Origin of the sequence: Sorangium sp. So ce834, assembly GCF_051521425.1 — a bacterium.
In the GTDB taxonomy this organism is placed as follows: Bacteria; Myxococcota_A; Polyangia; order Polyangiales; family Polyangiaceae; genus Sorangium; species Sorangium cellulosum_D.
Genome location: NZ_CP150351.1, coordinates 5,464,591 through 5,477,911, shown reverse-complemented (window position 1 = coordinate 5,477,911; position 13,321 = coordinate 5,464,591). Strand labels below are relative to the sequence as shown.

Here is a 13,321-nt window from a genome sequence, read left to right as displayed (position 1 = left end):
GGCCGCGGACCGTCATGAAGGAGATTGAACCACCGAGGCGCAGAGGGCACAGAGGGAAGAGAGATTGAGAGAGAAAGAAAGAGAGAGAACTTTCAGCTCTCTTCTCTTCCCTCTGTGTCCTCTGTGCCTCTGCGGTTCCTTCTCATCCCATCAGGAACGGACCAAGGCGACGCGGCACCAGCGGGTACGGGGCGATGGCGGCCGCCCTCGGGCGCTCACTGCACGGGCGCGACGTAGGAGATGAGGACGCCCATGTTCTTGATGAAGCTCTCCACGGTGATGCCCGTCGGCGCCTCCTTGGGCGGGTACCCCGCCGGCGCCTTGCTCGGCTCGTAGGGCGAGGTGTCGTTCAGGTCACCGACGTGCGTCGTGGCGTAGGTGTCTTCGAGATAAGGCTCCGCGGTGCCCGGGCCGATCGGGGGGTTGGTGATATATGTGAGCTTGACCGGCCAGTAGCCCTCTTGGTTGAGCTCGCTGACGACCTTCTGCGCATCCGCCTCGGTCACCGGCGTGGTCGTCATCGTGCGGCCGACGTAGAGATCGCTGAGCGACACCTCGCGCAGCGAGAAGTACTTCGGCAGCTCCGCCGGCTCGTCGGTCTTCAGGGGCGAGCCCGCCGTCAGCTCCTCGGGCGATTTGGCCTTCAGCTCGTCGTAGCGCTTGCGCATGGCGGCGATGTCGAGCTTGCGCGCCTGCCCGTAGTGGCCGATCGGCTTCTCGGGGTCCTCGTCGAAGTAATACTCGCCGTTGACGACGTTCGAGCCGCGCCGGTGGACGTAGAGCGGAACGTCGGTCCCGATCTCGATGTACGTGGGGTGCGTGCGATCGGGGAAGAGCTCGATGAGCTCCGGCGTGAGCTTGACCTTATCCAGCCAGTCCAGCGCCTCGGGCACGCGGGCGATGTATTTCTCGTCCCCGGTCAGCTCGTAGAAATTGAGGAGCTGCTGGATGTTGTTGGCCGTCGTGTGCGTGGTCAGCGCCGTGGGCTCGTACGTGCGCGCGCCCACCGGCTCGCCCTCGAGCGTGAACTGCAGACCCCACGCCGGCTGCGGCGCGGGCTGCTGCATGGCGACGAAGTTGTCCATGGCGCGCTCGATGTTATCGAGCAGCTGAGATTGGCCGAGCGCCATGCGGCACATGATCAGGAACTTGACGTTCTCCCCGGCCACGTCGTCGTTGAAGGTGACGAGGCTCGTATAGTCGGGCACGCCCTCCTCCTTGCTCATCAGCGGGAAGCGCTGCGGCCAGCCGCCCCCCGGGTACTGGGCCGTGGTGACGAAGCTGATCGCCTTCTCGAGCGGCCCGCGGAACCGCTCGTCCTTCTTCTCGAGGTACATGCGCAGGAGGAGCTGCGAGGCCACGGCGGTGCCGGCGTCGTCGAACGTCGCGTTGCCGTAGTAGTGGTGGAACTCCTCGAGCCGCCATCCGTTCTGGCCGATCTTCGTGTACCAGCTCTTGAGCGACTCCTCGCCCGCGAAGTCGTGGATGTAGTTCCAGCCGCCGGCCTCGTGCTGGGCCTCGATCAGGGCCAGCGCCACCTGCTCGGCGGCCTTGTAGAAGAGCTCGTCGCCGGTCGCGTGGTAGGCGTCGAGGTAGGCGTGACCCATCGACGGCGTGCCGGGCGGCTGCACCCACAGCATGGTGCGAAACGCCTCCATCTCGCCCCAGCTCTGGGAGAGATCGGGGAGGTAGCTCCACACGTACCCCCCCTTGTACGCGACCTTCTCGCTCATGAAGGTGGCCGCGCGCTTCATCGCCTCGTAGTACGGCGCCATCTCGGGCGGCACGTCCGGGCCCGGACCTGGACCTGGGCCTGGACCAGGCTCCGGGTCGCTGTCCCCGCCGCAGGCGGCCAGCACCACGGGCAAGAGAATCGACATCGCGAACGTTCTGCGTTTCATAGGTTCCTCGATCACACGGGGCGCTGCGTCGGTCACAGCGCCCGCCGAAAAGACATGATGATTGTGGTGAAATGGCGAGGCAGGCGGCGCCTCGCCGCTCTCAGGGCATGTAGTCCTCGCGCGCCGGCGTGAACACGTCGAGCACGACGCTCGGCTCGAACGCCCAGGCCTGGTGCTCGACGCCCCCGCGGACCACGAAGCTGTCCCCGGCGCGCACCTCGAACTCCTCGTCCGCGCACGAGAACTTGAGGTGTCCGGAGATGACGTAGACCAGCTGATCGTGCGGGTGGCTGTGGCGCGCGCCGGCCCAGCCAGTCTCCATGTGGTGCTCGACGAGCATCATGTTCGCGTTGTGGGCCAGGATGCGGCGCTTGAGCCCCGGCTCGGGCGTGAAGAACACGACCTCGCGGCTGCGCACGCGCATGAGGCTCGGGACATCTCTCTTTTGAAGGCTGCTCATGGTTCTTCTTCTTCTTCCTCGATACGGCTAGGCCCGCGCGCCGCCCTTGAGCTCGGCCCGCGCGGCGCTCACCACCGACATGAACTCTCGCGCGCGCTCCGTGAGGATCTCGTCCTTGCCCGCGGCGAGCGCCGCGGCGTCCACGAGCTCCCCGCCGACCCCGAGCGCCACGGCGCCGGCCTCGATGAAGTCCCTGGCGGTCGTCAGGTTGACCCCGCCGGTCGGCAGCATCTTCACGTCCGGCAGCGGCGCGCGCAGGGCGCGCAGGTACTTCGCGCCGCCCATCGCCGAGCACGGGAACACCTTCACCGCGTCGGCCCCGGCGCTCCACGCGGTGATCACCTCGGTCGGCGTGAGCCCACCGGGGAAGACCGCCTTGCCGAGGTCGTGCGCGGCGCGGATGACCTCCAGGTTGAGGCCCGGGCTCACGATGAACTCGGCGCCGGCCTCGATGCACCCGCGGGCGGCGTCCGCGGTGAGCACCGTGCCCGCGCCGACGAGGACGTGGCGCCCCATGCGGGAGGCGATCTCGTGCATGACGGACAGCGCGTCGGGGACCGTCATCGTGATCTCGATGACCTCGATGCCGCCCGCGCGGAGCGCGCGCGCGGCCCGCACGGCGAGCTCTCCGCTCGGCGCGCGCACGACGGGGACAATGCCGATCTCCTCGATACGGCGGACGACTTGCTCTCGGTTCATTGTTTGACCCTCGTCACCGCTCGATCCTCGCGCCGCCGCCGCCCATGGCCCGCCGCACCTCGGCGAGCGACGCCATCGAGGTGTCCCCCGGGGTCGACATCGCCAGCGCCCCGTGCGCCACGCCGCACTCGAGCGCCCACTGCGGGCCCTGATCGGCCAGGAGGCCGTAGATGATCCCCGAGGCGAAGGAGTCCCCGCCTCCCACGCGGTCCAGGATCTCGATGTCTCGCTGGGGGACCTCGTAGAACTCGCCCTTGTAGTACAGGATGCCGCCCCAGCCGTTCACGCTGGCGGTCTTGGCCGTCCGGAGGCTCGTGGCGACGACCGAGATGTTGGGGTACGCCGCGACGACCTCGGAGATCATCCGGCGGAACCCGCTCGTGTCGAGCTGGCTGTAGCTCGTGTCCACGCCGGAGATCTCGAATCCGAGGCCGGCGACGAAGTCCTCCTCGTTCCCGAACACGCAGTCGACGTACGGCATGAGGGCCCGGTTGACCTCGCGCGCCCTCTGCTGGCCGCCGAAGTTCTTCCACAGCGAGGGCCGGTAGTTGAGGTCGTAGGAGATCCGCACGTCGTGCTCGCGCGCGACCTCCATGGCCTCGCGCGCCACGCCGCCCGCCGCCTCCGACAGAGCGCAGAAGATGCCGCCCGTGTGGAACCAGCGCGCGCCGCGCTCGCCGAAGAGGGTCTTCCACGGGAGGTCGCCGGGCTTCAGCCTGGACGCGGCGCTGTGGCCGCGGTCCGAGCACCCGGCGGCGGCCCGGGGCCCGAAGCCGCGCTCGGTGAAGTTGAGGCCGTTGCGCACCTCCCGGCCCACGCCGTCGTAATCGACCCAGCGCAGCAGCGACGTGTCGACCCCGCCCTGGAGCATCAGATCCTCGATGAGCCGGCCGACCGCGTTGTCCGCGAGCGACGTGACGATGGCGGTGCGGAGCCCGAAGCAGCGCCGGAGCCCGCGCGCCACGTTGTACTCTCCCCCGCCCTCCCCGACGTCGAACGTCCGCGTCGTGTGGACGCGGCGCTCGCCCGGGTCGAGGCGCAGCATGACCTCACCGAGGCTCACCTGATCCCACGCACATCCTTTTGCATTGCGAATCTGCATCTTCCCGCTCCTCAACGGCTCATCCAGCCGCCGTCGACGACCAGCACGTGGCCGTGGATGTATTTGCTCGCCTCGGCGCACAAGAAGAGCGCCGCCCCCGCGATGTCGCTGGCCTCGCCCCACCGGCCGGCGGGGATGCGCTCGAGGATCTGGCGGCTGCGCGCCTCGTCGGCCCGGAGCGCGGCCGTGTTGTCCGTCGCGATGTAGCCGGGCGCGATCGCGTTCACGTTGACGCCCCTCGCCGCCCACTCGTTCGCGAGCGCCTTGGTCAGCTGCGCGATCCCGCCCTTGGACGCCGCGTAGGCGGGGACCAGGATCCCACCCTGGAACGAGAGCAGCGACGCGATGTTGACGATCTTGCCCGACCCTTGCTCGAGCATGTGCTTGCCGGCGATGCGCGACAGCCGGAACGCGGACGTCAGGTTGACCTCGAGGAGGAGGTCCCAGTCCTCGTCGGAGTACTCGACGGCCGGCGACCTCCGGATGAGACCCGCGTTGTTCACCAGGATATCGAGGCGCCCGAGCTCGGCCTTCGTCCTCCGGATGAGCTCCTCGTGCGCCGCGCGATCGGACAGGTCCGCGGCCGTCCCGATCGCGCGCCGCCCGAGCCTCCGCGCCGCCTCCATCGTGGCCTCGCCCGGCTCGTCCTTGCCGTGACAGGCGATGTCCGCGCCCGCGGCCGCGAGCGCCGTCGCGATGGCCGCGCCGATCCCCACGGCCGAGCCCGTCACGAGCGCGACCTTGCCGTCCAAACGAAACGGTTCGTTCGTCATACTAGCTATCCTTGGTTCAATCGCGCGGCCTCGAGCCGCGGCACGAGCACGTGAATGATGGCGAGCGCGAGGAGGTACGCGGACGCCGCCATGATGAAGAGGATCGAGTAGCTCCCGGTCAGCTGCAGGACGTGGCCGGCGATCTGCGCGATGAGCATGCCGCCGATGGCGCCGGCCATGCCGCCGAGCCCGACGGCCGACCCGACGGCCTGCGACGGGAACATGTCGGTGGTGAGCGTGAACAGGTTCGCCGAGAAGCCCTGGTGCGCGGCGGTGGCGAGGCCGAGCAGGAGCACGGCCACCCAGAGCGAGTCGGTGCGCGTCGCGAGGAAGACGGGCGCGACGCCGAGCGCGCACACGAGCATCGCGGTCTTACGCGCCGCGTTCGCGGTCCAGCCGCGGCGCATCAGCATCGAGGAGAACCAGCCGCCGGCGATGCTGCCCACGTCGGAGAGCAGGTAGATCGTGACGAGCGGCGGCCCGATCTGGAGCAGGTTCAGCCCGTGCTTGCGGTTGAGGAAGTCGGGGACCCAGAACAGGTAAAGCCACCAGAACGGATCGGTCATGAACTTGCCGATCGCGAACGCCCACGTCTGGCGGTGCGGGACGAGGGTGAGCCAGCCGATCTTGCCCGGCGCCGGCGACGGCTCGCTCGTGATGTAGGCCCGCTCCGCCGGCGAGACGCGCGGGTTCTGCGCGAGGGGGGTGTAGAGGATCAGCCAGGCGACGATCCACAGCGCCCCGATCGCGCCGGTCATCGCGAAGGCGGCGCGCCAGCCCCAGGTCACCGCGATCCATGGCACCACGAGGGGGCACACGATCGCGCCGATGTTGGTGCCGGAGTTGAACAGCCCGGTCGCGAGCGCGCGCTCCTTCTTCGGGAACCACTCGGCGATCGTCTTGAGGGCGCCCGGGAACATCCCGGCCTCGCCGACGCCGAGGGCGAACCGGGCCGCCGACAGCCCGCCGGCGCTGCCGACGAGCGCGTGCCCCACCGCCGCCAGGCTCCAGAACCCGACGGCGAACGAGAAGCCGCGCCGCGTCCCGATGCGGTCCATGAGGCGGCCCATCGTCAGCATCCCGATGGCGTAGGCGGCCTGGAACGACGTGACGATGTTGCCGTAATCGATATCGTTGTAGCCGAGGTCCTTCTGGAGCGTCGTCTTCAGGACGCCCAGCACCTGGCGATCGACGTAGTTGATCGTCGCGGCGGTGAACAGGAGGGCGCAGATCACCCAGCGGTAGCGCCCGACGCCGGTGAGGACGACCGTCGCGGCGTCGTCGCCGGAGCTCCGCTCGGCCCCCGCGTGCAGCGGAGGAGCGCTCGCGGCGACATCAGGTTTCATGACCATGGGCACCTCCCCACGTCCTTGCGAGCGGTCGGCAGCTCATGACTTGAAGTTCCTCTCTCTTTGTTTGCTCAGAGCCATTACGTTGAATCCAGTCTCACGGCGCGAGCTGGCGGAGGACGCGAGCTCTGCGTCAGAACGCCGGGCTCGCCTTGAAGATCCACTCGACGTTCAGGCCGAAGAAGTGCTCCCACGTGCGCTTGCTGAACACGTCGTCCTGCGGATAAAGGGCCTTCGCGCCCTCGTCGCGCCGGGTCACGAGCCAGATGAAGCGGAGCTGCGGGCGCTTGAAGTCGCCCTTGCCCGCCGCGTTCAGGAACGGCACGAGCCCGAAGCGCACGAGGCTCGCGCTGTGGTGGCTGGCTCCGGGGTGCGCGCCCGGCGCCGCGGGGTCGGCCGGCGGCGGGACCCGCCCGCGCCGCTGCGCCTGGTACGAGCCCTCGACGGCGATGCCCCCCCAGTCGCGGATGTAATAGTGCGGCCGCACGACGAAGATGCCCTCGTCCAGATCGGCGAAATCGAACTGCTCGCTGGCGTTGCGGAACGAGCGCACGTATCCCGCGGCCATCAGGCCGAGCTTCCCCGTCTCGTAGTTGCCGCTCATGGTGAACATGAGCTCGTGCGCGCCGGACGCGGTGCCGTCCGGCGCGGGCTGCGAGGGGGCGCCGAACTCGCCGTACGCCGCGAGGTCGCCCGCGTAGCGGAGGAACAGGTGCAGGTGCCCGTTGTCCACGCCGGTGAACGGGCTGATCTGCGCGCCGATGACGTACCCGGAGTCGCGCGGCAGCCGCTCGTAGACGCCGGCCTCCGCCGTCTCGCGCGTGCCCGACGGCAGCTGGTGCAGCTCGCCGTAGAGGATGCCCTTGACGCCGCCCTTCTCCCCGACCGGAACGGTGTGGCTCGCCTTGAAGCTGGTGATGAGCCGCTGGCGATCGAGGAGGTTCACGTTCGCCGTGCCGGGCTGGTTGAGCGCCGGCGCGCGCTCCACCGTCTGCAGGTAATACGGCGTGAGCGGCCGGTTGACGCCGGCGTGCGCGGCGAAGTACGTGCGCTTCGAGGGCAGGTCGTAGCGGACGCCCCCGCCCAGCGCGTTCAGCCAGTCGAGCGGCCAGAAATCGAGCAGCTCGGCGTTGTCACCGCGGTAGAGGCGCGAGCCGATCCACACGGACAGCCCCTTGACGCCGAGGTCTCGCTCCTCGACGAAGGCGTTGCGCACCGACATGTTGATGTTCCACGGCCGCGCGTTGTTGTAATGGAGGACCGGGCCGTCCACGACGAGGCGGACGGCGGCGCGCGTGGTGGCGCCGGTGGACTCCCAGTAATCTTGCCGCTCCAGGTCCAGCTGGATGAACGTGGACTCGTCGAGGCGCGAGCCCCTCAAGACGATGTCGGCGTCGCGCCCCGGCCCGAGCTCGGCGTCCGTGGCGGCGACGGCGCGGCTGACGGCGCCGAAGAAGAACCCGCTCTCGGCCGGGGGCGGCGGCGCGGAGGGCTCTTCTTTCTGCACCGGCTGCTGGGAGGGGGGGACGGCCGCGGCTCCGGCACCTCCGGCGTCGGGCGCCGGAGCCGCGCCCTCGGCGGGCGCCGCCGCGGCGGGCGCCTCGGCGGGCGGGTCCGTCGCCTCGGGCGCCTGGTCCGGCGCCGTCGGAGGAGGCAGCGGCTGCCCTTTCGCCACCGAGGGAGCCGCGCCGAGGGCGGCGCCGAGCAGCGCGCAGGCCAGGGTGCGCGCGCTCGCGAAGCGGGTAGATCGCGCGGCCGCGCCTCCGCCTGCCGAGCGCGCGCGGCATCGCGAGCCACGCGGAACATCATGCCCAGATTGGCAACAGGGATTGACGATGGAATTCAAGAGTGCGCCGATCTCGTGAAGGGTTGGACGTGCGCCTGCGCGATCAGCGGGCCGTCGTCGAGGCGAGCGACGCCCGACAGCACGCCTTGTGGCTCGCTCCGCGTGTGGTGCGCTGGCAGCGTCCATGCTCGATTGCAAACCACGATCCAACGGCACACGGCACCGTCGCGACGCCGTGGCGCGCGCGACGTGCGATGTGGCGCTCCGAGCCCGGGCTCGTCCGCAGCCGCTTTGGGCCGGGTTCGACACGAGCGCACGGCGCCGCCGAGGCGCCCCGGCGATGACGTGGCGCGCTCCGCCTGAACGACACGCGACTTCCCGCGCGACGCCGTAAACCACGGGTTGACATAGGCGACAACCGTGGTTGACGCGCGCAGGATCCGGCGCTGTCGCGCACGGGCGCCCGCGGGCGCCGCGAGCGCCCGATGAGCTTGCGATGCGAGGAGGGGTTTGAAGGAGCGCCGGAGCGGAGCTCCTCCGGCGGTGCGCGGGGCGGTGTCGGCGTCGAGAGCGGCCTTCCCGCCCTGCCGACGCGGGGCGGGGCGGGCGCGGGGGCGCGCCTCAGAGGTTGAACTGTGCCGGGAGCCAGAGCGAGAGCTGGGGCACGTAGCTGATGAGCATCAGCGCGACGATCATGGCGGCGAACATCGGCAGCATCGGCCGGACCACCCTCGCGATCGTGGTCTTGCCGACGCCGCAGCCCACGAACAGGCAGGTGCCCACCGGCGGGGTGCACAGGCCGATGCACAGGTTCGTGACCATCAGGACGCCGAAGTGCACCGGGTCGATGCCCATCCCCATGACGACCGGGAGGAAGATGGGCGTGAAGATCAGGACCGCGGGCGTCATGTCCATGAAGGTGCCCACGACGAGCAGGAGCACGTTGATGATGAGCAGCGTCGCGAACGGGCTCTGGGAGATCCCCAGCATCGCCTGGCTGACGCTCTGGGGCACCTGCTCGAAGGCGAGCACCCAGCTCATGGCCTGGCTGGCCCCCACCAGGATCATCACCACCGCCGTGGTCTTGGCGGACTTGAGCAGGATACGCGGCATGTCCCTGAGCTTGACCTCACGATAGAACAGCGTCCCCAGCAGGAATGCGTAGGCCACCGACACCGCGCTGGCCTCGGTCGCCGTGAACACCCCGGCGAGGATCCCGCCCATGACGATCAGGATCAGGAGCAAGCTGGGGATCGCCTGGGCGAAGCTCCGCGCGACCTCGCGGAGCGGGACCTTCTCGCTCACGCCCACCGGCTGCTTGCGGTTGGCCAGGAACGCCACGACCATGATGCTCAGGCCCACGAGGAGGCCCGGAACGACGCCGGCCAGGAACAGCGCGGCCACCGACACATTCCCGGCGACCACGGCATAGACGATCATGATGTTGCTCGGGGGGATGAGCAGCCCGGTGGTGGCCGAGGTCGTGGTCAGCGCGACGCTGAACTCCCTCCCGTAGTTCTTTCGCTCCATCTCGGGGATCATGAATCCGCCGATGGAGGAGACCGCCGCCGCCGCCGAGCCCGAGACGGCCCCGAAGAGCATGCACGTCAGCGTGTTGACGTACGAGAGGCCGCCGTGGAAGCGGCCGACCACGGCGCTCGCGAAATCCATGAGCCGGCGGGCCATGCCCCCTTCGCCCATGAGCAGGCCAGACAGGACGAAGAAGGGAATGGCGAGCAGCGGGAAGCTGGCGATGCCGGTCGAGATGCGCTGCGCCACGATGTAGGCCGTGGGCACGTCGCCCAGCGAGGCGATCGTCAGCACCGTGGAGAGGCCGATACAGACGGCGACCGGCACGTTGAGGAGGAGCAGCGCGAAGAAGCTGAAGACGAGGATGAGGACTTGGATTTCCATGGCGGGCCCGGCTCTGGAAGGTTACGCGTCGGTGACGGGCTCGCCTCTCCTCGGCGACACCCGCCCGGTGAACAGCTCCACCAGGTTTTCGATGCAAAACATGAGGAAGAAGACCCCGCTGATGGGCACGGCCAGGTACGCGTAGCCCACCTGGATGTCGAGCGCGGGCGACGTCTGCTTGGACTCGAGCGTCTTGACGACGAGCGTCCAGCCGCCGTAGATCAGCGCGAACGCGGCGAAGGACGCCACCAGGAGCTCGATGGCGATCGCCGCGACGCGCTGGGCCGCCGGATCCATCTTGCCGACGAAGTAGTCGACGCCGAGGTGCGCTTTCTCGCCGTAGGCGAGCCCGGCGCCGAGGAGCGAGATCCAGACCAGGAGATAGATGGCGAGCTCCTCGGTCCAGCGGCTCTGGTTGCCGAGCACGTAGCGGGAGAAGACGCCCCAGAGGGTGTCGAGCGTGAGCACCGCGAACGCGGCGACGAGCACGACCTCCAGCGCCCTGATCAGGCCCGCGTGCAGCCTGTGCAGCGGCCCGGCGACGGCCGGCGCTCGACGCCCCGCGCTCGGCGCGCCGGCCGGGCCATCCCGGCCCACCTCCGGCGCTCGTACGGGCGACGGGGGCTCCTGAGGAGCGCTCGTCTCCTCGTCGAGCAGGAGCCCTACCCTGCGCTCCTGGGCGTCCATCACTCGACCTCCTGGACGCGCTTCACCAGCTTGCTGAGCTCCGTGCCCTCGATACGGTCGTACATGGGCTGGACCTGCTTGCGGAACGGCTCCTTGTCCGGCCGGTGGATGGTCACCCCTGCCTTCTTCAGCGCGTCGAGGGATTCCTGAGTGCTCTTCTTCCACGCCTCGCGCTGGAAGACGGCCGACTCATCGGCCGCCTCCTGGATCCACCGCTGGACCTCGGGGCTCAGCGACTCCCAGATCTTCTGGCTGAACAGGATGATGTCGGGGATGCTCGTGTGCTCGTCGAGCGAGTAGTGCTTCGTGACCTCGAAGTGGCGGCTCGTGAAGAGGCTGGGCGGGTTGTTCTCGGCCCCGTCGACCATCCCTTGCTGCAGCGCGGAATACAGCTCGCCGAACGCGATCGGCGTCGGCGCGGCGCCCATCTGCGAGACCATGTCCATCGCGGTCTTGCTCTTCATGACGCGGATCTTCTTGCCCTGGAGATCCGCGGGGCTCATGACGGGCGCGTCCGTCGTGTAGAAGCTCCGGCTCCCGGAGTCGTAGTAGCAGAGGCCCCTCACGCCCACCTTCGCCCCGGCCGCGGCGAGCTCCTTGCCCACGTCGCCGAGGAGCACCTTCCAGAAATGGTCCTCGTCCCGGAAGAGGTACGGCAGCCCGAAGAGCGCCATCTCCGGGATGAAGCTCTCGAGCGGCGCCGTGGAGGTCTTGACCATCGCCAGCGCACCTCGCTGAACCTGCTCGATGCTCTCGGTCTCGCTGCCCAGCTGCCCGTTCGGGAAGATCTGCAGTTGCACGGCGCCGCCGGATTTCTTGTCGAGCTGCTTCGCCATGTACTCCATGGCGACGTGCACCGGATGCGCCTGATCGAGCGCGTGCGACAGCTTCAGGACCACTCTCTTCGTGCCGGCGCTCGCCGCGCCGGCAGCTTGCCTTTCACCAGCGCCCTCCGCCGACGCGGGGCGGGCCAGCACGGAGAAGGCGCCGGAGGTGACGATGGTCCCCAGCAGGCAACCGAGCACGAGGAAGGAGACGGCTTTCTTGTCCATATCGATGCACGCTGGAATCGGGGTTATCGGTGAGGGTTGAACCGCGCGGCGCGGCGCGGCGGCCCGGAGGCCGATGGCAGCCCGCGGCAGGCACGCCTCGACGGCGGCCGCATGCGGAGCTCAGGGGCGCTCGGCAAATGGACCGCGGTTTTGCAATCGCTGCGCCAGGGAGGGATCTGCGCCCTCCCGTAGGCGCGGGACGGGCCAGCGTGGCGAGCGCATGGGAGGCGAGGAGGGCGCCGAGCAGGTAACCGAGCGCGATGAAGAAGGCGGCGATGTCAACCCGGAGTTGACCGTGGTGACAACCGCTGTTGCGCGGCGCCGTCGCGCGCCGCCCGCGCGGCGCGGGGCGCGGCGCCGCGCGGATCGGGCGTTCGCCTCGGGCGATGGCCGCCGGCCCCTCCCCTCCACGCGCCACGCGCCGCGCGGCGCGCTCCGTCGCCGCCGCCCGCGCACCGGACGTCCCGCACGCGGCGGCGCAGCGCGGGTGGTCATGTCTTGCGTTGCCAGGGGCTCTGGGGTAAGGGGGCGGCAATGAGTGGTCCCGAACTCGGCCGCCTCATCGACGAGGTCGATCGCACGGTGGACGTCCAGTTCGCCGCCGTCGGCGATCTCGATGAGCTGAACCGCCTGTATGCCAGCCTGCTCGGGCGCCGCGGCTCGCTCAATGCCCTGATGAAGCAGCTGCCCGGGGCGGCGCCCGAGGAGCGCAAGGCGCTCGGCCAGCGCCTCAACGCGGTCAAGGGCCGCGTGGAGCGCGCCCGCGAGGAGGCGACCGCTCGGATCAAGCGGGCCGCGCGCGATCGCGAGCTCTCCGCGCCGCCCCTCGATATCACCCTGCCCGGCCGCTGGCGCGCGCCCGGCCGGCCGCACCCCATCATGCGGACCCTCGACGAGATCGTGGATATCTTCGTCGGGCTCGGGTTCGACGTCGCCGAGGGGCCGCAGATCGAGCTCGCGCGCTACAACTTCGATCTCCTCGGGTTCCCGGCGGATCACCCGGCCATGGACATGCACGACACGTTCTACGTGGCCGGCGATCCGGGCCAGAACGTGCTCCTCCGCACGCACACGAGCCCGGTGCAGGTGCGCGAGATGCTCTCCCACCCTCCGCCGGTCATGATCGTCGCGCCGGGCGTCGTCTACCGGCGCGACGACGACGCCAGCCACAGCCCCATGTTCGTGCAGATCGAGGGGCTCGTCGTCGACCGCGACGTGTCCCTCGGCGACCTCAAGGGCCTGCTCGAGGTCTACAGCCGCCGGATGTTCGGCGAGAACACGAGGACGCGCTTCCGGCCGAGCTACTTCCCCTTCACCGAGCCGAGCGCCGAGCTCGATGTCTCCTGCCTCGTCTGCTACGGCGCGAACCGCGCCTGTCCGCAGTGCAAGGGCACCGGCTGGCTGGAGGTGCTCGGGTGCGGCATGGTCCACCCGACGGTGCTCCGGAACGTCGGAATCGACCCGGAGCTCTACACGGGGCTGGCGTTCGGCATCGGCGTGGATCGCACGGCCAACATGAAGTTCGCCGTCGACGACATCCGCGCCTTCTACGAGAACGACGTCCGCTTCCTCGGAAGCCTCTAGGCGACTCCCCTCGC

The 13,321-nt window shown here is 69.6% G+C and carries 11 protein-coding genes; 1 reads left to right on the top strand and 10 read right to left on the bottom strand.

All coding sequences use genetic code 11. The features are described from left to right. Positions 1 to 215: 215 nt before the first annotated feature. The 10 genes from WMF20_RS19700 to WMF20_RS19655 all read right to left on the bottom strand — a co-directional run bounded on the left by WMF20_RS19700 (position 216) and on the right by WMF20_RS19655 (position 11,723). Positions 216 to 1,901, bottom strand: coding sequence for a pectate lyase (locus WMF20_RS19700; protein WP_437615802.1), 1,686 nt, complete (start codon positions 1,899 to 1,901; stop codon positions 216 to 218). Between the two features lie 100 nt (positions 1,902 to 2,001). Beyond that, positions 2,002 to 2,361: a cupin domain-containing protein gene (locus tag WMF20_RS19695; protein ID WP_437615800.1), complete on the bottom strand. Its 360-nt coding sequence runs from the start codon at positions 2,359 to 2,361 to the stop codon at positions 2,002 to 2,004. Between the two features lie 27 nt (positions 2,362 to 2,388). Beyond that, a complete protein-coding gene (locus WMF20_RS19690) occupies positions 2,389 to 3,060 on the bottom strand; it encodes a bifunctional 4-hydroxy-2-oxoglutarate aldolase/2-dehydro-3-deoxy-phosphogluconate aldolase (protein WP_129575855.1) in 672 nt (223 codons plus the stop codon). A 13-nt stretch (positions 3,061 to 3,073) separates the two neighbouring features. After that, positions 3,074 to 4,162 (bottom strand): PfkB family carbohydrate kinase, encoded by a 1,089-nt coding sequence (locus WMF20_RS19685; RefSeq protein ID WP_437615798.1) that lies wholly within the window; start codon positions 4,160 to 4,162, stop codon positions 3,074 to 3,076. An 11-nt stretch (positions 4,163 to 4,173) separates the two neighbouring features. Next, positions 4,174 to 4,935 (bottom strand): 2-dehydro-3-deoxy-D-gluconate 5-dehydrogenase KduD, encoded by a 762-nt coding sequence (gene kduD / locus WMF20_RS19680; protein ID WP_437615796.1) that lies wholly within the window; start codon positions 4,933 to 4,935, stop codon positions 4,174 to 4,176. A gap of 5 nt (positions 4,936 to 4,940) precedes the next feature. Further along, on the bottom strand, positions 4,941 to 6,281 hold the full coding sequence (locus tag WMF20_RS19675; protein ID WP_437615794.1) for an MFS transporter: 1,341 nt from the start codon (positions 6,279 to 6,281) through the stop codon (positions 4,941 to 4,943). 136 nt (positions 6,282 to 6,417) lie between these two features. Then, positions 6,418 to 7,959, bottom strand: a complete 1,542-nt coding sequence (locus tag WMF20_RS19670; protein WP_437615792.1) for a carbohydrate porin — start codon at positions 7,957 to 7,959, stop codon at positions 6,418 to 6,420. Between the two features lie 732 nt (positions 7,960 to 8,691). Then, positions 8,692 to 9,984, bottom strand: coding sequence for a TRAP transporter large permease (locus WMF20_RS19665; RefSeq protein WP_129575850.1), 1,293 nt, complete (start codon positions 9,982 to 9,984; stop codon positions 8,692 to 8,694). Positions 9,985 to 10,005: 21 nt separating this feature from the next. Further along, positions 10,006 to 10,671: a TRAP transporter small permease gene (locus WMF20_RS19660; RefSeq protein WP_437617144.1), complete on the bottom strand. Its 666-nt coding sequence runs from the start codon at positions 10,669 to 10,671 to the stop codon at positions 10,006 to 10,008. Next, the gene (locus WMF20_RS19655) at positions 10,671 to 11,723 is read right to left on the bottom strand and encodes a TRAP transporter substrate-binding protein (protein WP_129575848.1); all 1,053 of its coding nucleotides are present in this window, start codon (positions 11,721 to 11,723) and stop codon (positions 10,671 to 10,673) included. The genes WMF20_RS19660 and WMF20_RS19655 overlap by 1 nt, the downstream gene beginning before the upstream one ends. 534 nt (positions 11,724 to 12,257) lie before the next feature. On the opposite strand from WMF20_RS19655, the gene pheS reads away from it, so the two are divergent. Beyond that, the gene (gene pheS, locus WMF20_RS19650; protein ID WP_437615790.1) at positions 12,258 to 13,307 is read left to right on the top strand and encodes a phenylalanine--tRNA ligase subunit alpha; all 1,050 of its coding nucleotides are present in this window, start codon (positions 12,258 to 12,260) and stop codon (positions 13,305 to 13,307) included. Positions 13,308 to 13,321: the final 14 nt, after the last annotated feature.